The sequence below is a fragment of the Labrys methylaminiphilus subsp. lupini genome (assembly GCF_051161885.1).
Classification (GTDB): domain Bacteria; phylum Pseudomonadota; class Alphaproteobacteria; order Rhizobiales; family Labraceae; genus Labrys.
The window spans coordinates 534,643-557,033 of record NZ_JBMDIH010000002.1 but is presented as its reverse complement, the minus strand read 5'-3'; the positions used below and the strand labels follow the sequence as shown (position 1 = coordinate 557,033).

Here is a 22,391-nt window from a genome sequence, read left to right as displayed (position 1 = left end):
CTAGGCCGCAGGCTGGTTGCGTTCGGACGTGCCGGTGAAAGCGCCCCGATAGCGGCTGGCCGGATGGCGATTGGGCAGGCGTGCCGTGCCTTCGGCAAACAAACGCTCGCGGAAACTGCCCTCGGCATATTCGGTCTGCGCCAGCCCGCGTTTCTGCAGGACGGGCGTGACGTTTTCGATGAAGTCGACGAAGGACCCCGGCGTGGTGTGATAGATTAGGTTGATGCCGTCGATCCCGGCTTCCTGCCACTCGGACAGCTGGTCGGCGATGGTCTCGGGCGTGCCGATCACCTGGCTGCTCAGCGCGTAGGCGCGGCCGAGATCGGCCACCGTCGCCCGTTTGCCGGGATTACCCTCCTCGAAGGCCCGGATGATGCCTTGCACGCCCTCGATTTCGAGTTCGTCAACCGGCCGGTCGGGATCGAGCAGGCCGAGATCGATACCAAGATCGCGGCTGATATGGGCCAGCGGACCGTCCACGCTGATATCTTGCGCCAGGTCCTGGGCCTTGCGCTGCGCCTCCTCCTCGCTGCCCCCGACCACGAAGGACATGCCCTGGATAAACAGAAGATCGCCGGCATCGCGACCCGACGCCTGCACCAGCGCCCGGGTTTCCTCGATCTGGCGGCGCGCGCCGTGCGGATTGACGGCGGCAATGAAAGTGCCTTCGGCGTGGCGCGCGGCAAAGGCACGGCCAGCCCGCGAGGAGCCCGCCTGAAACAGCACGGGAGTGCGCTGGCGAGAGGGCTGGCTCAGATGGGGCCCAAGAACCTTGTAGCGCTTGCCGTGGTGGTGGATGCGATGGATCTTGGCCGGGTCGGCATAGAGATTGCCGGCCTTGTCGTTCACGACCGCGTCCTCGTCCCAGGACCCCTCCCAGAGCTTGTAGACGACGTCGACATATTCTTCCGCCCACCGATAGCGTTCGTCATGGGGAACGATGCGGTCGAAGCCGAAATTCTGTGCCGCATTGTGGCTGACGCTGGTGACGATGTTCCAGCCGACCCGCCCCTTGCTGAGATGATCGAGGGTCGAGAGCTTGCGCGCGAAATTGAAGGGATGCTCCTGGAGGATGGAACTGGTGAGCGTCAGGCCGAGACGTTCGGGCGACTGGATCAGGGCGCCGGCAAGCACCCCGGAATCGTTGATCGGGATCTGCACTGCTTCCCTGACATAGGTGTCCCACGATCCCTTGTAGACCGCGTCCACGCCCAGAATGTCGGCGACGAAGAGCGCATCGAACTTGCCCTTCTCCAGGAGTGTCGCCAGCTCAACCCAGGTCTCCAGCTCGTTGAAACGGGTCTGTGCTGTCAACGGATGGCGCCAGAGCCCGTGATAAACGTGGGAGACGGCATTCATGGAAAAGCCGTTGAAGATCAATCGCTTTTTCATGATTCACCTATTTGACCACGCCTGTACGGGAACGATCGCGGCTGACCAGAACGGCCGCGATCACTACGAGGCCCTTCACCACCATCTGCGAATATTGAGAGACCCCCATCAGGTTCAGGCCATTGTCGAGAGTGGCGATGATAAGGACGCCGATGAGCGTGCGGTGCGCCCCTCCCACGCCGCCCGACAGCGATGTGCCGCCAACGACGATCGCGGCGAGGCTGTTGAGCAGGAGGTCGGATCCGAGCGAGGGACCCGCCGCTCCCAGCCTGGCGACGGACAGAACGGCACCGATCGCGGCGAGCACGCCCGAAAGCACGAAAGCATAGATCTTGTAGCGCTCGACCGGGATGCCGGCGGTGCGGGCTACGGTCTCGCCTCCCCCGATCAGGTACATGTAGCGGCCGAAGCGCGTACGCGCACCGATGAACACGGCCACCAGCCAGGCCGCGAGTGCGCAGAGCGCAATATTAGGCAGCCGGGGAATGAGCTGTCCGATGGCGATCTGCTCGAAGCCGGCAAGGTCAAACTGAATCGCGCGTCCGTCGAGAATGGTCAAGGCGATGCCACTGAAGACGGAGAGCGTACCGAGGGTGGCAATGAAGGAAGGAATCCGTCCCACCGTGTAGATGACGCCGTTCACAAGGCCCAGGAGCCCGCCGATCAGGGCGACCGCCGGCAGCACGGCAAAGCCCAGCGGCGTCGTGTTCAGGAGAGTCACCCCGACTGCACCCGCAAGCAGCACGACCGCTCCCACCGAAAGATCGATACTACCCATGAGCACCACGAAAGTGCCGCCCAGGCAGGCAATGAGCAGGGTGCCGGCCTGGCCGCTCACGGCCGTAAAATTTCGCATCGTTGCGAAAGAATCGGTCGCCACCGAAAAGAAGGCGAACAGAAAGACGACGACGCCGACGGGAAACCACAGGCTGGTGTCGACCGACTTGAGGTCGAAGGACCAGCGCGGGCGACGGCGCGGTGAAGAGTGGAGCGGAACTGTCGTCATGGTACGATCTCGAGGTTCGCGAGCGGCTTGGGAGGGTCGGCCTTGTCGCTGCTCTGGGGCAGCATCCAGGCCACCACCTCCCGCTCGCTGGGTTTGGCCTCGACGGGGGCATCGATTTCGGTGACGATCCGCCCGCGTTGCATGATGAGCAGGCGGTTGGAGAGCCCGATCAGCTCGAGAAGCTCATCGGTGATCAGCAGAATGCCGACACCGGCAGCCGTCAGGTCGCGGATCAGGCGATAGATCTCTTCCTTGGCGCCCGCATCGACGCCGCGCGTAGGATTGTCGAGTACGAGAATGTTGGGATTGCGGGCGTGCCAGCGGGCCAGGACGACCTTCTGTTGGTTTCCGCCGGAGAGCCTGGCGCTGCTCAAATTCGGCGTGGCCGACTTGATCGACAATTGCTGGGCATAATTCTGCGCGACCTCGATCTCCTTATGTCGGCGCCAGATGCCGAACCGGTTGGAGAAAAGGTCTGCGCCGCTAGCGAGCGAGATGTTCCAGGCCACGCTGAAGGGTGCAATCATTCCCTCGGCCAGCCGTTCGGCAGGAACATAGCCCAATCCCTTGCGCACGAAGTGGCTGATGCGAGGCGGGACCGCCTTGCCTCCCCGAAGAGAAACAGTGCCCGAGGCTGCCGGGACCACCCCAGCGATTGCCTTGCCCACCGCACTCTTGCCTGAATCGAGCAGGCCTCCGATGCCTACCACTTCACCGGGCCGGACCGTCAGCGAAACATCCTCGAACTGTCCTGGGTCGGTCAGGCGGTCGGCCTGGATCACGTAATCCGCCCCCTCGATCCGGCGTTGGCGGCGCTCATGATAATAGTCCGCCGCCCGTTCGCGCCCGACCATGAGGGCATGGAGCTGCTGTTCGTCGGTCCGGCGCGGATCAAGGCGGGCAACGAGTTCCCCATCCTTCAGGACGTAGATGATGTCGGAAATTTCCAGCACTTCCGTCAGGCGGTGAGAGACGAAAAGCAGGGAACCCCGTTGCTTGATGCGGGCCACCAGCCGAAAGAACGCCTCCTCGTCTCGCCGATCGAGAGCAGAAGTCGGTTCGTCCAACAGGATGAAGGGGGTGGTGATCCCGGCCAGATGCGTCGTGGCGAGGCAGGCACGGGCGATCTCGATCGACTGGCGCTTGGAAAAGTCGTAGTCGCTGGTCCGGCGGCGCACATCGACGTCAATGCCGGCTTCCTCGACGATGTGCTCTGCAGCGGCGATCATCGCCCGCTTGTCGATCAACTGTCCCGCTCGCGTGAAGCGGCGCTCATATCCCAGGAGGAGATTTTCGTAGACCGGGATGTTGGCCACGAGGGATTGTTCCTGGAAGACGCGCGACACCCCTTTTGCAACGGCCTCGCCATAGCCGCGTACCCCGAAGGAACGCCCGGCGAGGCGCATCGCCCCCTGGTCCGGCTTCACCAGGCCGCTGAGGATGTTGAACAGGGTCGATTTGCCGGCCCCATTTTCACCCACGAAGGTCACCACTCTGTTGGAAGGGACCTCGAAGCTGACATCGTTCAGAACGACGGCCCGTCCATAGGATTTGGCCAGGCCTTTCGCCTCGAAGAGGAGAGGCTGTGCATCGGGCAGGACAGCCGGAGCCGCCGGATGCCGGCGCACCTCACTGAATGTGGTCATCGGGGCCTCGCAAATGCGGGGGACAGCGGAGGGAATACGGACGGAATGCCGCCGCTAAGCCTTCGCATTGGGCGAAGGGCCGTCGAACTTGATCTTGTAGTGATCGGCGTATTCCGCTCGGACTTTCTCGAATTCGCCGGACGAGCGCGCATCCTGATAGGCCTGCGGATAGGTCCACCCCTCCGGCTTGGCGATGCCTTCCCAGTGCTTGTCGATATCGAGGGGGTGCACTTCTGCCTGCGGATCCCAATCATCGGGATGCAGCACCTTGGAAATCTTGCGATAATCGAAGGGCTTGACGCCGTCATTGTCGACGAAGCGCTTGAGATAGGTGCCAATATTGTTCTTGGTGGCGATGAGCGAACGCCAGTTCAGCAGCCGTTCCGAGGCACGGGGCTGCCAGCCATGGGTCACGTCATAGATGCGGCCTGCGAACAGAGCCGCGGCATAGGCCGGGCTGTTGGCACTCGTTGCCAGCTGCGTGCCGCGTTCGATTGATTTCACGCCGCCGCTGGTGCCGTCGGCACCGACGACCAGAACGTCCTCTCCCGGGCGCAGTCCGGCTGCGTTCAACGCCGCGATCACGCCCTGGGCCACGTCATCATTCTGGGCCACCACACCGACGACGTTCTTATGACGGCTAAGCAGATCCTCGGTGGCCTTGAGCGCATCCTCGCGATTCCATTTGCCGGGCAATTGGTCGACGAGGCGAGTCTTGGGATAAGCCTTGAATGCAGCGTCGCGGCCGCGGCTGCGCGCGACGTCAGTCCAGTTGCCCGGTGAACCGGTGACACCGATGATGTCACCGCCACCGAACTTTTCGGTGACGGCCTTGAGCAATTCCTCGGTGACGGCGCGATGTGCCACGAATTCCTCAGGAACGGCATAAAGCGTGTAATAGTCGCCGGCCTCAAAGGGCGTGAACCAGGACAAGGTGTCCCAGACATTGCCGACATAAACCTTGTTTTCTTGTGCGCCCTTCGTAATGCGACGCAGGGGGCTGCCGTCGGCAAGGTTGAAGATGGCGGACTGGATGCCGGCGGCTTCTTGCTGCTCGAACTGGTTCAGCTGAAGCTGGCTGTCAAAATTGCCGTCCAGAGCCGTATAGCCGCCGAAACCCAGCTCCTTGGTGGCATCGGCAAAAGCCTTGTCGAGAATGATGTTGTACTCATTGCGATAGAAAGCCGTCAGGAAGGCCAGCTTGCCATTGGGCGAGGCCACGGCAACCGAGGGCAATCCCATGGCGGCAGCGGTGGCAGCTGCTGCAGCGCCTGCAGAGGCAAGGGCGAGGAAGTCACGCCGACTCACTCCCTTCGCGTCAAGGCGGTCCAAATGGCGATCGATAAGCGTCTTTTGCGATAAATCCGGAAATTTCGAAATAGATCGATCCACCATCTTCGCCTCCTGAAATTTTCTGGGATGTTCCTGGTTGCTCGCCAAACCGACAGCATCCCGGTCCTTGCAAAGCTCCATTAGTCTACTATTTATATATATTATATAAAGTAAATATGCAAAAAGGGTATGGCTGACATGCGGTATTAAGATGCGTTGTCTTCCTAGCTCCGGCGACTGGGAGCCAGGATTGCTGCAACGCGATTTCAGCTTCGCGGATCGCCTTCAGGCCTATCTCAGGGCGTTTTCCTTCTGCGCAAAAAGCCTGACCGGCCATCGGCGACGTGGCTCTCCTGCCTGCAGCGCATGACCATGAGGTTATATTTTACCGCAATCGCTTGCCCATAGGGCTCAAACCCCACTTCTTCATAGGCAACACGAGTGGCTGGCAAAATACTCGTCCTTGACCTCTTCCCAGGTCGATAGCCGTCGACGAACGACGCAGCCGCGAGATCGCAGATCAATTCCCATGACGAAAAAGTGCTGCAGGATGGCTGGCGTGCAGACGTGGGCGACCACCCAATTTTTCACGCAGCGTGCCAGCGCGATAGTCGCGCTTGTAGATACCGCGTTTTTGTAGCTCCGGCACGACGATATCGACGAAATCCACATAGGTCTCGGGAGCGACCGCACTCACCAGATTAAAGCCGTCGATATCCGCTTCTTCCAGCCAGGATTGCATCTCATCGACAATGTCGTTGGCCGTTCCGAGCAAGAGCGGTGCCCCGCCGCCCAATGTCGCTGCCTCCGCCAGTTGGCGAACCGAACGCGGATCCGGTGCTCGATCGCTCCGATCATGGGCCTGGGTCACCGTCTCGCGCACTGAAGACAATGGGTTGTCGAGAGGCACCGCGCCGAAGTCGATCCCCTGCCAGCCCGATTGCAGGACAAGAGCGCCCTCGATGTCACCATAGGCGCGGTAGTCGTCGAGCTTGAATTGGGCTTCCGCGCGCGATCGGCCGGCGATTGCGATTGCGCTCAGAAACACCGTGATGTCGCGCGGGTCTCGCCCATGGCCGACCGCAGCCTGCCGTATTTCCGAAACGAGCCGCGCGATCTCCGTTTTCGAATTCCCGGCAATGAAGACACATTCGGCGTGGCGAGCTGCAAAGGCACGTCCGCGCGTGGATGATCCAGCCTGAAAGAGAACGGGCGTGCGCTGGGGCGAGGGTTCGCTCAGGTGATAACCTTCCAGGCGATAATATTCCCCCTCATGCACGATCTTATGGATGCGGCCGGGATCGGCGAAGATGCCGCTGTCGCGATCACGCAAAACGGCATCGTCCTGCCAGCTTCCTTCCCACAACTTGTAGACCACCTCCATATATTCATCCGCAACGGCATAGCGTTGATCGTGTCCGTGCTGCTTGCTGAGGCCGCTCGCCCGGGCCGCGCTGTCGAGATAGCCGGTCACGACGTTCCAGCCGATGCGTCCCTTGGTGAGGTGGTCGAGCGTCGACATTCTCCGCGCGAAGGCATAGGGCTGGTCATAGGACAGGATGCTGGTAACCCCGAAGCCGAGATGCCTTGTCTGGTGGGCAAGCGTGGGAACCAGGAGCATCGGATCATTGACGGGAACCTGCACCGCGCCACGCAGGGCAGCGTCCGCATTTCGGCCGTAGATGTCGTAGACCCCGAGGACATCGGCGAGGAATAGGGCATCGAAACAGCCGCGCTCCAGGGTACGTGCGAGTTCGACCCAGTAGTCGAGGTCCGTATAGCGCTGGGTCTGGTCGCGCGGATGTCGCCACAGTCCAGGTGACTGGTGCGTGATGCAGTTCATGTAGAAGGCATTCAGACGCAGTTCTTTGGGTCTTGCGGCGATGGTCATCATCAAAATCTTTCTTCGGCCGGCTGCGCCACGGCCCCGGCCTCTCCGTTTGATACAAATTGCGGGACGGTGAAACGCGCGTCAGGCCGCCGACCTGGCATAGGCGCTGGGCGGGCGCGACAACCCCAGATTGTCGCGCAGCGTCTCGCGCGCATATTGGCGCTGGACCAGCCCGCGACGCTGCAATTCGGGTACGACCAGGCGAGCAAAAGCCTCGAAGCCGCCGGGAAGATGGGCGGGCGCGATGTTGTAGCCATCGCATGCTCCTGCCTCGAACCATTCTTCCAGCTGATCGGCAACATCCAGCGGCGCGCCATAGACGAGGCGATGGCCGCTGGTCAGCGCGATGGACCGATAAACCTCGCGCAGTGTCTGCCCCTTGCGCCGCGCCTTCTCCAGCACAACCTGCTGGCGGCCCTTCGGCCCTTCGGTCGGCGGCAGGGCCGGCAGGGGGTCGTCGAGCGAGAAACCCGACAAATCGGTCTCCCCGATCAGACCGGATAGAAACGCCAGGCCGGCCGATGGCGGAAGCAGGCGATCGAGGGCCGCGATCTGGTCCTCCGCCTCGGCCCGGCTTGCCGCCACGATCGTGACGGCACCCGGCATGATGCTGAGCTCCTCTGGGCACCGACGATGGCGGGCCACCCTGGCTTTGACGTCGTCATGGAAAGCCTTGGCCGCGGCTAGCTCCGATTGCGCGGTAAACAGGATCTCTCCGGTTTCGGCCGCAAGCTCGCGGCCGGCCTCGGAAAGCCCGGCCTGCACCATTACCGGATGACCCTGTACCGGCCTTGGAATATTGAGTGGACCACGCACCTGGAAGTTCTCCCCCTGGTGATCAAGCCTGCGTACCCTGCGCGGATCGAAGCAAACGCCGTTTCGCTGATCATACTGATAGGCCGCGTCGTCGAAGCCATCCCACAGGCCCGTGACCACCTCGACGAATTCCCGGGCCCGGACGTAGCGATCCCCATGATGGGGATGGCTATCCCTTGAAAAATTGGCCGCCTCGGCCGCCGTGGCGGATGTGACGAGGTTCCACCCAGCCCGCCCCGCACTGATATGGTCGAGAGAGGCGAACCGGCGGGCCAGACTGAACGGATCGTTGTAGGTCGTGCTCGCCGTTCCCACCAGGCCGATCCGGCTGGTCACCATCGCCAGCGCGGACAGAACGGTGAGCGGCTCGAATTTAGCGCCCCAGGTGGTCTGCCCGACGGCCTCCAAATTCTCGTCCCATATGGCGTTCGTATCGGCCAGGAAGAAGAAATCGAAACAGGCCGCTTCCGCCAATTGCGCCATTTCGACGTGATGCCGCAGATTGATGCCGCCATCCGGCTGAGCGCCGGGGAAACGCCAGCCAGCGACATGATAACCCGCCGGATAGAAGGAAAGACCAAGCTTGAGGCGACGGGAATAGGTCATTGAAGACTCGACAGGAAAGAACAGGGGCTGGCGGCCATAGACGAGATGTCGGTGTCGGCCGGGTGAGGTCAGGAAAGGGATCGAGCAAGACTCGGCACCGCTTCGATGAGGTTGGCCGTATAAGGGTGACGCGGTCGCTCATAGAGCTCGGGTATCGCCGTATCCTCGCAGAGGGTGCCGCGGAACAGGACGACCGCCCGGTCCGCAAACCAGCGAGCCAGAGCCAGATCGTGGGTGATGAAAAGCATCGAAACGCCGGTGCGCTTTTGAACGTCCTTGAGCAAGCTCAAAAGGGCAGCTTGCACCGACACGTCCAGGGCCGATGTGACTTCATCGCAGATCAGAAGGTCGGGCTCCGCGGCCAAGGCCCGGGCGATCGCCACGCGTTGGCGCTCGCCGCCGCTCAACTCCGAAGGATAGCGCCCGCCATAGTGGCCGGGCAGCCGAACCTCGCCGAGGAGGGTCTCGACGCGGTCCGCCAACGCGGCGCCGCCCATGCCGAAGAAATGCCGAAGGGGGCGGCCTATGATGGTGGAGACACGATGCCGCGGGTTCAACGAGCCACCCGGATTTTGAAAGATGATCTGAACCTTGCGCAACAGATCGGGGGACCTGTGTTCCACCGTTCCTGCAAGATTCTCGCCACGCAATCGGATCGTTCCTCGCGTCGCAGGCAAGAGGCCCGCCAGTATCCGGGCCAAAGTCGATTTGCCGCTGCCGCTTTCTCCGATCACCGCAAGTGTTTCGCCAGCTCCGATCCGAAACGACACGCCGTCGAGAGCTGGTTGTGCCGACGGATTGGAGCCATAGACGTGAGTAACGCCCTCGAGTGTCACCAAGGATGGCTGCCCCAGCAGGGATTGAATGGGCACCGCCATCAGATCACCCAGCCAAGATCGTGCATCTCCACACCCCTTCCGGCCGACTTCTGGCCCTGGGCAGCCACTGCTGCCGACCGCCGCGTGTAGTCGCTGTCAAGGCGGGGCAGGGCTTCGAGCAGCGAACGCGTGTAGGGATGGCTGGGCGTAGCGAAGACTTGCCGCACCGTACCGGTCTCGACGATCCGTCCGGCACGCATCACGGCGACCACCTCGCAAAGCTCCGCGACCGTGGCCAGATCGTGCGAGACGAAGAGCATGGCCATCTCGTGCTCAAGGCAGAGACGCCGCAGCATCGTCACCACCGAACGCCGGATGATCGGATCCAGGCCCGTCGTCGGTTCGTCGAGCACGAGTAATCGGGGCTGGCAGCTGATCGCCAGGGCTAGGGCGATACGCTGCTGCTGCCCGCCGCTGAATTGGTGGGGATAGAGTGTCAACGCCGTTTCGACATCCACGAGGCCGACGTCGCGCAGCAGGCCCAGGATCGTCTCTCGCCTGGCGGCCGAGCTCGATCTCGGCCCGTGATATCCGAGGGTTTCGGCAAAGATCGTGCCGATACGCATAGTCGGCGTCAGCGACGCGCCGTAATTTTGAGGCAGGTAGGCGATCTCAGCGCCGCGCAACCGGTTCACCGCGATGGAAGGCGCGGAGAAGAGATCGACCCCACAAAAGGATATGAAGCCGCGCGCAATGCGCCGGTCGTCGCGACGTTCACCAAGCAAGAGGGCCGCCAGGGTCGACTTGCCGCTGCCTGACTCGCCGACCAGGCCCATCGTCTGGCCCGCCCGGATCTCGATATTGACGTCATGCAGGACACGCTGCCAGCTGGAGCCACGCCGATAGTCCGCCTGCAGCGAATTGACCTGAAGCAAGGAAGCGCCGCGAACGATCATGCGATTGCGCCTCGAGTTGAAGGAGAGCCAAAGCCCCGCATAAGTGCGTCCGTCAGGAGGTTCACGCTGGTGACGAGCATTGCTATGCCGAGCGCCGGTGCCAGAACGGGCCAGATCGCCGATTCCAGCGAAGAGCGCCCTTCATTGATCATCAGCCCCCAATCGGGTTCCGGTGGGGCAACGCCAAAGCCGAGGAATCCCAGGCCGCCGATGAACAGCACTGCAAATCCGGTCCGTATCGAGAATTCGACCACCAGAGTGCCGAGAACATTGGGCAGCAACTCCCGGATGCTGATGGACAACATCCCCTCACCTCTTGCCCTTGCGGCGGCGATGAAGTCCTCGGCAACAAAGCCCGAGGTCGCGGCACGAACGACCCGGGCCACATTCGGAACCGAAAGCAGACCGACGGTGAGAATGATCGTCGAGCGGTCGGAGCCAACCAGTCCGACGATCAGGAGGGCAAATACAATCGAGGGAATGCTCATGATGATTTCGAGCACCCTCATCGCGATCTCGTCGACGATACCGCCGCGCAGTCCCAGCAGGATCCCGATGAGGCCCCCGAGAATGGTGGCGAGAGCTGCGGCACCGGCGGCTGTTGCGAGCACCGTCCTGCCGCCATAGAGAAACCGGCTGGCGACATCGCGTCCAAGCGCATCCGTTCCAAGCCAGAGCTCGGCCGATGGCGGTTCGAACGGCCCTGCAATGAAGACATCGGTCGGCGAATGGGCTGCCAGCTCCGGGGCAGCAAACGCGATCAGGACGTAGCCGAGAAGAACGACAAGCGCGCAATATCCCGTCCAGGGAAGACGGGCAGCTTGCGATAGCACCAATCCCTTCTTGCGCCGCAGCTGCCCTGGACCAAGCCCTGCCGGGGTCGACAATTCCGTCATGCCAATGCCGTCCGCTGTTTGGGATTGAACAGAGCCGTCACGACATCGGCGATGAGATTGATGACGATATAGGCGGCGGACAGTGCCATTGCCGCGCCCTGCACCATGGGGACATCGCGATTGCCGATCGCCTCGACCAGCAGCCTGCCCAGGCCTGGATAGTTGAATACGGCCTCAACGACGACGATGCCGCCGATCAGCCACCCCGCGTTGAGGGCGATTGCATTGACCGCCGGGCCGACGGCGCTGGGGAGTGCATGGCGCAACAACACGCGGCTTCTTGGCAGACCACGCAGCATCGCTGCCCGAACGAAATCGGACTGCATGATCTCGATCATCGACGACCGCGTCTGCCGCACCACATAGGCCGTCATGAGGCAGTTCAGCGTCAGCACCGGCAAGGCCAGCACGCTCGCCAATTGCCCGATGGAATGAGCCTGGTCGATCAGTGCAAGCGGCGGAAACCAATTCCACGCAGTGGAAAGCCAGGTTACCAGACCAATCCCGATCACGAATTCGGGTACCGACATGCCAAGCAGGACGAAGGCTGCGATCAGCGTATCGGCGATACCATCGCGTCGCGAACTGGCAGCAACCAACCCCAGACCGATGCTGAGGGGAATATGGATGGCCAGCGCAGCGCTGGCCAAAAGCAGTGTATTTGCCAAATGGCCTGCAACGTAAGGCAAGACAGGCCTGTCCGCAGCCAAGGATGACCCAAGGTCCCCCTGGATGAGGTCGGCCAGCCACCTGACATAGCGAAGCAAGGCCGGATCGTTGAGTTGCAGGCGCATTCTGAGTGCATCCAGGGCCTCCGGCGTCGCATCCCGTCCCAGGATGCGCTGAGCCGCGTCACCCGGCAGAAGGTCGATCGCCCAGAAAACGATCGTCGCCACGACCAGCAGCGAGAACGCTGCAAATGCCAGCCTGCGCGCGACCAGTCGGCCTAGGGGGCTAATGCGCGGGAACAGCCGTGCCATCGCGCCATCACCCGTCGATGGAGACGCCGGAAAAGTCGGTGGGAAACTTCTGGGGATGAACCTTGTAGCCACTGACATTTGCGCGGGTCGCGCCGACCGTGTCGGCATAGACCAGGATGACGGCGCCGCCATCATCCTGAATCAGACGCTGGGCCTGATGATAAAGCTGCGTCCGCTGCGCCTCGTCGAGCGTCGTGCGCGCCCGAGCGACGAGCGCATCGAATTCGCTGTTGCGCCAATGGGTCTCGTTCCACTGCGCGCTCGACAGGAATTCCAGAGCCAGGGCCTCGTCGGTCGAGCGCCCGTTCCAGGACGTGGTCACGAAGGGCTTCTTGAGCCAGATATTGGTCCAGTAATCGGCCGCGGGAGCCTGGACGATGGTCACGCGAATATCGGCCGCCGCAGCCTGCGCCTTGAACAGGGTTGCGGTCTGGATCAGGCCGACATCACCGGCCGAGGTATGAAGTTCCAGATCGAGGCCGTTGGGATGGCCTGCTTCCGTCAACAGCCTCTTGGCCTCGGCAATGTTCTGCTTGAGGGGCTCCTGCGGCAACCCATAGGACTGCCATGGCGGAATGGGCGTGTCATAGGCAATGGCCCCTCGCCCACCGACCAAAGCCTTCAGATATTGGTCCCGATTGACCACCAGCTTGAGGGCCTTGCGTACCCTTGCATCATTGAACGGCGCCACGTCCGAGAAGACGGCAAGCCCTTGCCATGCCGAGGTGCGCACGGATTGGATCTTGATATCAGGATTGTTTTCCAGTCGCTGCAGCCCCAAAGACGGTAGCTCGGCCACGACATCGACCTGGTCGGCAAGCAAAGCGGCGATGCGCGAGGAGGGCTCGGCGATCGCCCTCAGCTCAACGCGATCCAGCAGGGGACGCCCAGGCTGCCAATAATGCTCACTGCGGGCGAATATGCTTGGTTCTTCGCCGGGGACGAATTTCTCCACCCGGAAAGGACCGGTACCGATGCCGGCCGTACGCAGCTGCTCCGCGGTCTGACCCGCGCGAACGATATAGGTGAAGCGATTGGCAATCAGGAGTGGAAACTCCACGACCGGCGTGCGCAGGCGGAATTGCACCGTATGATCGTCGAGGGCCTTTATGCCGTCAGGATCGATCTGCCCGAGAACCGCAGCGGCGGGCGAGGCCGTTTTCGGGTCGATCAGCCGCTTGAAGGTGAAGACGACATCATTGGCTGTGAAAGGCGATCCGTCCTGGAATTTGACGCCCTGACGAAGGGCGAATGTCCAGACCTGGCCTGACGCGTCCGGTTTCCAGCTCAACGCCAACTGAGGCTGCGGCGCAAAGGCCTCGTCAGGAACGACCAGGCGTTCATAGACGAGGCTGGCACGCGCGCCGTCATTGTCATTGTTGCCAAAGGCCGGATCGAGCGTCCCCTTCACGCCGTCGGCCTCGCCCGTTGCCAGGCGCAGCGTCTTCGTATTCGCGGCAACACCACGTCCCGGCCGACCCACAACGGCCATGCTTCCCAAGGCCACGGCGCCCAGCAAGGCCTGCCGCCTGGAGGGGTGGAAACTTCGACTATCGACCATCACCAAATTCCAACTGAGTACCACGCGCTCGCAGCGGCAGCGCGGATGCCACCGTACCCTCACGATGGCATGCCGAATCCATTTAATCAATTAAATCCATAAATTTTATATATTATAATTTTACCACCTGCCAATGTGACGCCCGGGCCTTGCTGCGCGAAGCGATGGATGGAATTTCCCTCCCAGGAATGTCAAATATATACTTGTTTTATGGATTATATGGACTAAAGATGCACGCCCCTTCTCCAACTGGCAAGAGCACATGACGTCGGCAGTCCTGGTTCAGCAATTGGCCAAGCGCTTCGGCTCCACGATCGCACTCGACGGCATCGATCTGGAGATTGCCCATGGCAAAATCGTTGCGTTGATGGGCGCCAACGGCGCGGGCAAATCGACGCTCGTCAAGATCTTGTGCGGTATCCACCAACCCGATGGTGGAGCAACCTTGATCGACGGCAAGCGGGTCCAGCTCCGCTCTCCCGCCCAGGCTCGGAGCGAGGGCATTGCTGTGGTTCACCAGACCATTGCCGATACAGGGGTGCCCAACCTGTCTGTCCTCGACAATCTGCTGCTCGACCAGTACTGCGCCAACGAGGGACCGTTGGTGACGGGTGGCCGGCGGGGCCGGCAGGCAGCGCAAGCCATTGCGGATGCTGTCGCTCTTGATGTCGATCTCGATCGACGCCTGGACGATCTTTCGATTGCCGAACGCCAGCTCGTGGCAATAGCGCGCGCCGTTGCGCTGGAACCCAAGATCCTGGTCCTGGATGAACCGACCGCTTCCTTGTCGGCGCGCGAAGCCGAGCGTCTTTTTGAAGTGATCGAGCGCTTGCGTCGGCGAAACGTCGCAATTCTCTATATTTCGCACAAGATCGGCGATCTTCGCCGCCTGGCAGACCGGGTGATCGTCCTGCGGGACGGACGCATCACGGCGAGTTTCGATGCCCCGGTCGACTATGGCGCGGCCATCGGTGCGATGATTGGTCGACAGACACGCCATATCTCGAAATCTGCCGAAGCCAAAGAACGGCAGGTCGTCCTGCGTCTCGAAAACGCAAGGCTCCGCCGCTCCGCCGCGTCGTTCGATCTGCTCGTCCACGCCGGCGAAGTCGTTGCGATCACGGGCCCGGTAGGCGCCGGCAAGACGGCCCTCGCCGGCGCAATCTTCGGGCTATGGCCTCTGGAAAGCGGCGAGGTCGAGATCGACGGCGTGCCCTTTGCGCCGTCCGGTCCGGCCGAATCGATCGCAAGGGGCGTCTTCCTGGCCGGAGAGGACCGCTGGCGCACGTCGTTTTTTCCAAGCACGGTGCCCTTTGCCAATATTGCGGGAACGATCAGCTTTCCCTTCCTCAAGGCTTGGTCGAAGCGCGGGATGGTCCAGAGCGGGCGCGAGCAGGACAGGGCCCAGCGGCTGATCCGCGATTTCGGGATCAAAGCAGGCGGCCCATTCGACCGGCTCGGCGTGCTGTCGGGCGGCAATCAGCAAAAGGTCGTGCTTGCACGCTGGCATGCCGAGACGGCGCGGGTCCTTCTCCTCGACGAGCCATTCCAGGGTGTCGATGTCGGGGCTCGAGAGGACATCATTCGCACGATCCGCGCGCGCTCGGTCGATCGGGCCACACTCGTCTTCGTCAATGACCTGGAAGAGGCACTGGAAGTGGCGGACCGGGTGCTGGTCATCGTCGACAACGTCATCGTGGGCGATGCCGCCGGCAGCCTGGAGGAAGCGGCCCTGTTGCTCGCCACCGCCGGCACATCCTTCTCAACCCCGGCATTGCCCGCCAATTAAGGCCTTTCCCTTCATGTCATCAACCTCATCCCTTGCCCCCGCGGTTCGTTCCCAAAGCCTCTCGGTTCGCGACATTGCTGTGCGATGGGGAATATTCCTGCTCCTCGCCGCGATGGTCGTGATCTTCGCGGTGCGGGAGCCTGCCTTCATCAGAGTCGCCAACCTTTTCAGCATCCTGCAGGCCGTCGCAATCGTTGCCCTGCTCGGCGTCGGCGTCACCATCTCCACGATCGTCGGCGGTTTCGATGTCTCGGTCGGCGGACTTGCGGCGTTCTCGCAGATGGCGGCTGCCTATATTCTCATCGTGCTGAACGGTTCGAGCGAAGTTGCTGTTGCCGGATGCCTGCTCATCGGCGTCCTCGTCGGCCTGTTCAACGCCCTGCTCATCGTGGTCATTCGCATTCCCGACTTGCTGGCGACGCTAGGCACATTGTTCCTGCTCGCCGGCCTGCAGCTCATTCCCACCGGCGGGCGTTCGATCGCGCCGGGCATGACGCTGCTCGACGGCACGCGGGCACCCGGCGTTTTTCCCGATAGCTTCCTTGCACTTGGACGCTACAGAATTGAGGGGATCGTCCCCCTTCCCGTCGTCGTCCTGGGGATCGTCGCATTGCTCATGTGGTTCGTGATGGAGCGGACACGGTACGGGCGCGTCTTCTATGCCGTCGGGGGGAGCGAAATTGCCGCACGCCTGGCGGGCGCCCCGACCAGGCTCTACCGCGTCCTGGCCTATGTCCTTTCTTCCTCGATTGCATCCGTTGGCGGCGTCCTGCTTGCCGGCCGGATCGGGCGTGGCGACGTCAGTGCCGGCAACGGCCTCATGCTCGACGCCGTCGCGGCGGCGCTGATCGGCTATGCGGTTCTGGGGGTGAATCGCCCCAATATTTTCGGCACCATCATCGGCGCCGTCTTCGTGGGCGTCCTGCTCAACGGCCTGACGATGCTGAATGCGCCCTACTACCTGCAGGACTTCATCAAAGGTGCGGTCCTCATCGGTGCTTTGACCGTTACCTTCGGCCTGACCAGGCGGCCGAGCTGAGATACATCATTCAAGGAGAGACGAAGATGATGCTACGCCGCGCCTTGCGCGCAGCAGGCCTTGCGCTTGCAACGAGCGTTCTTGTTACCGCATCGACCGCATGTGCGGATGGCCTGGCAGGCGCCCCCGCACCTTTCGACAAGGGCGGCGTCAAAATTGCGCTCGTGGCCTATCTGTCGGGTGGTGATTATTTCGAGGCGGCCGAAGCCGGCGCCATCCGGCAGGCCAAGGCCCTGGGCATCGACTTGCGGATATTTCCCGGCCGCCAGAAACCCGACGAGCAACGTGAACAAATCCGTCAGGCCGTCGCCTTGGGTGTGCAAGGCATCATCGTCAGCGGCGGAAAGGCCGAGGCCGTCGACGATGTCGTCAAGGAGGCTCTCGCCAACGGCATCAAGATCGTGGCGGGCAACATCTATCTGACCGAACCTGAGGTCGTGATCGTCGACCAGGATGAAGATCGCCAGCTCAATCTCGTCCTCGAGCAGGTGCTCAAAGACAATGGGGAGAATTTCAAGGCCGGCTACATCTACGTCGAAGGTTTCCCCGCCCTCGATCGTAGAGACAAGGCCTGGTCCGCCTTCAAGGCCAAGCATCCCGGCGTGCAGCAGGTCGCGCAATGGGGCACGGTCGATGATACGACGGCTGCCTCGGTGGCCAACCAGACCGCCGCGGTTCTGCGTGCCAATCCGGACATCACCGTCATCATAGCGCCCTATGACGAGTTTGCCCGGGGTGCCGCCCTCGCCGTTGCCGAGGCCGGACTTTCCGACAAGATCAAGATCTACAGCGTGGATGTCTCCACCTCCGATATCCAGGCCATCCGAGATCCCGCCGGTCCCTGGGTGGCAACCGCCGCCACGAGTGCGGGAGGGTTGGGAGAAGTGCAGGTCCGGGCCCTCGCTTTGTCGATTGCCGGCAAGCTCGACACAAAGAAAATCTACGGCTCTCCGACCTTGATCACCCGCCAGTTGCTGCACGACAACGACATCAAAAACGAAGAGGACCTTGTGGGAAAGCTGCCGGCATTTCTGGCGCGCGACGTCGCCTCCGCGCCATGGATCCCCAAGGCCAACTGAAACCTGCTGGAAGCTGGGATCATCGGCTCGCCAACCGGCACGGCCGATGATCCGCGAGGTGAGGATCGATGAACTCGGAAATTCACATCAATGCGTTCGCAATGAACTGCCCCGGGCATCTCTCGCCCGGGCTCTGGACGCACCCGCACGACCGCTCGACACATTACAACACATTGGAATATTGGACCGATCTGGCCAAACTGCTCGAAGGAGGCCTGATCGACGGGCTGTTTCTCGCCGACGTGCTGGGCCTCTACGACGTCTATGGGGGAAGCCCCGAAGCAGCGCTGCGAAACGCAACGCAAGTTCCGGTCAACGATGCGCTTCTGGTCATCCCGGCGATGGCCGCCGTCACCAGACATCTTTGTTTTGCCGCGACCGCCATCCTGTCTTTCGAACCGCCCTATACGTTCGCCCGCCGCATGTCGACGCTCGATCACCTTACCCGCGGCCGCATCGGCTGGAACATCGTGACCGGCTATCTCGACAGCGCCGCCCGAGGCGCCGGCCAGGAGCGACAGGTCTCGCATGACATCCGCTATGACGTTGCCCAGGACTACATGGATGCCGTCTACAAGCTGTGGGAAGGATCCTGGGACGACGACGCCGTCGTCAAGGATGTGGCGCGAGGCATCTATGCCGACCCGAGCCATGTCCGGCCCGCCCGGCACAAGGGGCCCTATTATCAGCTCAATGCCGTTCATCTCAGCGAGCCCTCCCCTCAACGCACACCCCTGCTTTTTCAGGCCGGGTCTTCAAGCAAGGGACGCGATTTTGCGGCCAGGCACGCCGAGTGCGTTTTTCTGAACGGACGTTCCAAGGCTCTCGTCGCCTCTCGCGTGACCGACATTCGCCGGCGCGCCGCTGCTGCTGGCAGACGCCCGTCCTGCGTGAAGGCCTTCGTCGAACTCAATATAATCGTGGCCAAGACCGAGGCCGCCGCCCGCGCGAAATATGACGAGTATCTCAAATATGGCAGCCTCGAGGGTGCGCTGGCACTGCTGTCAGGCTGGCTCGGGATTGATTTGGCGGCCCATGGCCTCGACCGACCGTTGGAATATGTCGAGAACGACGCCATCCGGTCCGCCATCGAGGCCCTGACGGTGGACAATCCCGACAAACGCGTTTGGACAGCGCGCGATCTGGCGCAAAGCACCATCGTCGGCGGCTCAACCACCACGCTCGTCGGCACCCCCGAAACCATCGCCGACAATCTGCAGGAATGGGTCCGCGACACCGGCGTCGACGGCTTCAATATCTCCTATGCGGTCATGCCGGAGACCTTTGTCGATTTCGTCGATCTGGTCGTACCGGAGCTTCAGCGGCGCGGTGTGTTCAAGCAGGAATATGCCGAAGGAACCTTCCGTGAAAAACTGTTCGGCCGAGGGCATGCACGCCTGGAGCAACCACATCCGGCTGCGGGCTTCCGCCACCAGCCATCCACGACATGAACACTGATCACACGGCCCCGACATCCACGCATTTGTCGCGATGAAGGCCATCTGCCCGGCCAGCCGCGTCATCACCAGCCGGCGGCAGCCACGCCGGCGATGAGCGGTCGGGGGCCCGCGATCACCTCCCTCAGGCCCCAGCCGACCAGGAGGAACATGCGGAACCCCAAGGGCAGTCCTGCACGGAAGGCCGGCGGGTCACGCAGTTCCCGTCTTTTCCAGGAGGTGGAGCAGGTCGGGATGATGCTTGGCGGCAACGTCCGGATGGGAGCGCAGGCGGCTTTTGAGATGGTTGATGCCCACCTCCCGGAAGATGGGATTGAGTGGGTCGACCGTTACGCCGCGCTCGCTGCGCTTGAGCTCTTCGGGCAGCGGGATAACCGGTATCCTGGCGTGATAGCGGGCACCGAGGAAGAAGGCGACCGAAAAGCGCTCCGTGCCGCGCGGCGGCGTCACGACGTCGTGAACGTCGGCGCGCACGAAGCCGTTCGTCGCCATTTCCAGAAGTTCACCGCTGTTGATGACGAAGGTGCCGGCTACGGGCGGAGCATCGATCCACACGCCTTCTTCGGTGCGAATGCGCAGGCCCGGCGTCGTATCCTGCAGCAACACGGTGACGAAGCCGCCATCCTTGTGCGCGCCGACCCCCTGGTCGCTGCCGGCGGCCTCGCGGCCGGGGTAACGGATGATCTTGAGAAGCTGCGAGGGCGAGGGTTCATAGATCTCGGCAAAGGCGTTCTCAGGTTGGCCGAGCGCAAGCGCCATCGCCTTCAGCACGTCGATGCCGATGCGCGTGACCTCCGCCTGATAGCGCAAGAGCAGCGGCTTCAGCTCCGGCAGTGCTTCCGGCCATTGGTTCGGACCATAAAGCCGGTTCCACGGCGTGTCGGGCCCCGCCTCGACAGGCTCGCCTTCGGTGTTGATGTCGAGCTGCTCGCGCCAGTCCTGTTCACCGCGCGTGCGCTCGTAGCCGGCCCGGTTATAGCCGCGGAAATGCGGAGACCTCACCATCTCGATCTTCAGCTTCTCCTCCTCAGGCAGTGCGAAGAAACGCTTTGAGGCAGCGAGCACATCATCGATCAGGCTCTGGGGCACGCCATGGCCGGTCATGTAGAAGAAGCCATGGTCATGCAGAACGCTGGTCAATTCCTTGATGAAGGCTTCCCGTTCGGCCGGAGCACCGTAAAAGCGCGAGAAATCGACTGTCGGCAAATGGGCCGCTTGAGGGCGGGTCGTCATGTCATAGCTCCTGGAAGGCAGGTCTGGTCGTCGTGGCGGTGGCCGGCACGATAGTCGTCGTTGAGCGGATCGTCACGTCGGCGATGGGCGGGATTGAACGCTAGGGGGACAGAATGACCACCCGGGAACGACAACGGCGACATTGTCCTGTTCTCGGCCGGAGCGGTTTCGATGATGCGGTCAGCGGCGATGTTCAAGGGCCCGGACCAGACGGTCGCCGAGCGTCTGGAGCAACTGCACCAGAACGACGAGCACGACGATGGTGGCAAACATCACCTGGTTGTTGAAACGTTGGTAGCCGTAGCGGATGGCGAGGTCGCCAAGCCCGCCTCCGCCGACGACGCCGGCCATGGCCGAAAAACCCACCAGCATGACCACGGTCAGGGTCACCCCTGCCAGGATTGCCGGCAGCGCTTCCGGCAGGAGGACTTTCTCGATCACATGCCGCAAGGTGCCGCCCATCGCGAGCACGGCCTCGATCCTGCCCTTCTCCACCTCCGCCAGCGCCGCTTCGACGATACGGGCGAAGAACGGAACGGCGCCAATGGTCAGCGGCACGACCGCCGCCGTGCTGCCCAGGCTGGTGCCGACGATCAGCCGGGTCAGCGGTATCAGGGCGATCAGCAAAATGACGAAAGGTAGCGAGCGCCCGACATTGACCACGAGCCCGATCAAGCTGCTGAGCCAGGGCGCGACGACCAGCCCACCCTGCCGGGTCACGAACAGCAACACGCCGAGTGGTAGCCCGACGGCTATGGTCACCAGAGCGGACAACGCGACCATATAGAGGGTTTCACCGGTCGCATTCACCACGAGCACCAAGAGTTCAGTCCAGCTCTGGGGTGTCATATCAGCTCCGCCCGAACGCCGCGGTCATTGAGGAAGTCGAGGACGCCCGCAAGATCGAGCCCTCCTTCGGGGCTGCGGAAGCCGACCCGCAGGCGGCCTACGCGTTGTCCCGCGATGGTTTCGACTCCGCCCCCCAGCAAGGTCACGCCGATGGAATGCTGCTGAGCCAGGGTGCTGAGCACCGGCGAGGCCTCGACCGCGTCGACGAAGGTCAGCTCGGCCATGGCTTCACCGCTCCTGTCGCCCCATGCGCAATCCGGCAGCAGAGCGCGGCCGAGCAATGACGCGGGATCGGCGACGAGCGTGGTGAGCGGGCCTGCCTCGACGACCCGCCCCGCATTCAGCAGCGCAGCGGAATCGCAGATGGCCTTCACGACACCGAGCTCATGGGTAATCAGCACGATGGTGACGCCAAGCCTTGCATTGACGTCTCGCAGCAGGTTCAGGATGGACCCCGTGGTTTCGGCATCCAGGGCGCTTGTCGCCTCATCGGACAGCAGGACATCCGGCTCGGCGGCCAAGGCCCGCGCGATCCCGACGCGCTGCTTCTGCCCTCCGGAAAGCTGGGACGGGAATGCCCGGGCCTTCTCCGCCAAACCGACCAGATCGAGAAGTTCCTCGACCCTGCGTCGACGAGCCTCGCGCTTGATCCCGAGAATTTCCAGCGGCACCGCGACATTGTCGGCAACGTTGCGCGAGTGCAGCAAATGAAAGTGCTGGAAGATCGTGCCGATGCGCCGGCGCTGTCGCCGCAATTCGCTCGGCGGCAAGGCGGTCAGGTCGTGGCCGCCAACGATGATGCGGCCGACGGTCGGCCGTTCGAGCAGATTCAGGCATCGGATCAACGTGCTCTTGCCAGCCCCGCTGCGCCCAAGCACGCCGAAGACCGCTCCCTTTGGAATATCGAGCGTGACGTCGTCGAGCGCCACAAACTCGCGGCTACCCTGCGCATAGACCTTACGCAGCTTCTCAATGCGGATCATGATGGTTTCCGATCGCCACGGCAAAGCCCCGCCGCGATCCGGCAGGGCCTCGGCCCAATTTG

Annotated in this window: 18 protein-coding genes; 4 read left to right on the top strand and 14 right to left on the bottom strand. The window is 62.5% G+C overall.

Features of this window, described 5'->3' with window-relative positions; genetic code table 11:
• The 11 genes from ACN6KF_RS28290 to ACN6KF_RS28240 form a co-directional block, all read right to left on the bottom strand.
• On the bottom strand, positions 1-1,392 hold the full coding sequence (locus ACN6KF_RS28290; protein ID WP_434960226.1) for an LLM class flavin-dependent oxidoreductase: 1,392 nt from the start codon (positions 1,390-1,392) through the stop codon (positions 1-3).
• Between the two features lie 7 nt (positions 1,393-1,399).
• Entirely contained in the window at positions 1,400-2,398 is a 999-nt protein-coding gene (locus tag ACN6KF_RS28285) for an ABC transporter permease (RefSeq protein ID WP_434960225.1), read from the bottom strand.
• A complete protein-coding gene (locus ACN6KF_RS28280; protein ID WP_434960224.1) occupies positions 2,395-4,044 on the bottom strand; it encodes a sugar ABC transporter ATP-binding protein in 1,650 nt (549 codons plus the stop codon). The genes ACN6KF_RS28285 and ACN6KF_RS28280 overlap by 4 nt, the downstream gene beginning before the upstream one ends.
• Before the next feature lie 54 nt (positions 4,045-4,098).
• On the bottom strand, positions 4,099-5,352 hold the full coding sequence (locus ACN6KF_RS28275) for a sugar ABC transporter substrate-binding protein (RefSeq protein WP_434960223.1): 1,254 nt from the start codon (positions 5,350-5,352) through the stop codon (positions 4,099-4,101).
• A gap of 544 nt (positions 5,353-5,896) precedes the next feature.
• Positions 5,897-7,270, bottom strand: coding sequence for an LLM class flavin-dependent oxidoreductase (locus ACN6KF_RS28270; protein ID WP_434960222.1), 1,374 nt, complete (start codon positions 7,268-7,270; stop codon positions 5,897-5,899).
• 78 nt (positions 7,271-7,348) lie between these two features.
• The gene (locus tag ACN6KF_RS28265) at positions 7,349-8,689 is read right to left on the bottom strand and encodes an LLM class flavin-dependent oxidoreductase (RefSeq protein ID WP_434960221.1); all 1,341 of its coding nucleotides are present in this window, start codon (positions 8,687-8,689) and stop codon (positions 7,349-7,351) included.
• A 68-nt stretch (positions 8,690-8,757) separates the two neighbouring features.
• Positions 8,758-9,567, bottom strand: coding sequence for an ABC transporter ATP-binding protein (locus tag ACN6KF_RS28260; protein WP_434960220.1), 810 nt, complete (start codon positions 9,565-9,567; stop codon positions 8,758-8,760).
• Complete coding sequence (locus tag ACN6KF_RS28255) at positions 9,567-10,463, bottom strand: ABC transporter ATP-binding protein (protein ID WP_434960219.1); 897 nt, start codon at positions 10,461-10,463, stop codon at positions 9,567-9,569. Before ACN6KF_RS28255 ends, ACN6KF_RS28260 begins: the two co-directional genes overlap by 1 nt.
• A complete protein-coding gene (locus tag ACN6KF_RS28250; protein WP_434960218.1) occupies positions 10,460-11,359 on the bottom strand; it encodes an ABC transporter permease in 900 nt (299 codons plus the stop codon). The genes ACN6KF_RS28255 and ACN6KF_RS28250 overlap by 4 nt, the downstream gene beginning before the upstream one ends.
• Positions 11,356-12,339: an ABC transporter permease gene (locus ACN6KF_RS28245; protein WP_434960217.1), complete on the bottom strand. Its 984-nt coding sequence runs from the start codon at positions 12,337-12,339 to the stop codon at positions 11,356-11,358. Before ACN6KF_RS28245 ends, ACN6KF_RS28250 begins: the two co-directional genes overlap by 4 nt.
• A gap of 7 nt (positions 12,340-12,346) precedes the next feature.
• The gene (locus tag ACN6KF_RS28240) at positions 12,347-13,900 is read right to left on the bottom strand and encodes an ABC transporter substrate-binding protein (RefSeq protein WP_434960216.1); all 1,554 of its coding nucleotides are present in this window, start codon (positions 13,898-13,900) and stop codon (positions 12,347-12,349) included.
• 262 nt (positions 13,901-14,162) lie between these two features.
• Here ACN6KF_RS28240 and ACN6KF_RS28235 point away from each other — a divergent pair, with 262 nt between their 5' ends.
• From ACN6KF_RS28235 to ACN6KF_RS28220, 4 genes are all read left to right on the top strand, one after another.
• Complete coding sequence (locus tag ACN6KF_RS28235) at positions 14,163-15,689, top strand: sugar ABC transporter ATP-binding protein (protein WP_434960215.1); 1,527 nt, start codon at positions 14,163-14,165, stop codon at positions 15,687-15,689.
• A gap of 13 nt (positions 15,690-15,702) precedes the next feature.
• A complete protein-coding gene (locus ACN6KF_RS28230; protein ID WP_434960214.1) occupies positions 15,703-16,728 on the top strand; it encodes an ABC transporter permease in 1,026 nt (341 codons plus the stop codon).
• Positions 16,729-16,754: 26 nt separating this feature from the next.
• A complete protein-coding gene (locus ACN6KF_RS28225; protein ID WP_434960213.1) occupies positions 16,755-17,807 on the top strand; it encodes a substrate-binding domain-containing protein in 1,053 nt (350 codons plus the stop codon).
• A 68-nt stretch (positions 17,808-17,875) separates the two neighbouring features.
• Positions 17,876-19,258 carry an LLM class flavin-dependent oxidoreductase gene (locus ACN6KF_RS28220; RefSeq protein WP_434960212.1) on the top strand — a complete coding sequence of 461 codons (1,383 nt, stop codon included), beginning with the start codon at positions 17,876-17,878 and terminating at the stop codon, positions 19,256-19,258.
• Positions 19,259-19,456: 198 nt separating this feature from the next.
• Here ACN6KF_RS28220 and ACN6KF_RS28215 read toward each other — a convergent pair whose 3' ends face one another.
• The 3 genes from ACN6KF_RS28215 to ACN6KF_RS28205 all read right to left on the bottom strand — a co-directional run bounded on the left by ACN6KF_RS28215 (position 19,457) and on the right by ACN6KF_RS28205 (position 22,329).
• The gene (locus ACN6KF_RS28215; protein WP_434960211.1) at positions 19,457-20,497 is read right to left on the bottom strand and encodes an isopenicillin N synthase family dioxygenase; all 1,041 of its coding nucleotides are present in this window, start codon (positions 20,495-20,497) and stop codon (positions 19,457-19,459) included.
• 180 nt (positions 20,498-20,677) lie between these two features.
• Positions 20,678-21,346, bottom strand: a complete 669-nt coding sequence (locus ACN6KF_RS28210; protein ID WP_068290361.1) for a methionine ABC transporter permease — start codon at positions 21,344-21,346, stop codon at positions 20,678-20,680.
• Entirely contained in the window at positions 21,343-22,329 is a 987-nt protein-coding gene (locus ACN6KF_RS28205; RefSeq protein WP_434960210.1) for a methionine ABC transporter ATP-binding protein, read from the bottom strand. The genes ACN6KF_RS28210 and ACN6KF_RS28205 overlap by 4 nt, the downstream gene beginning before the upstream one ends.
• Positions 22,330-22,391 lie beyond the last annotated feature (62 nt).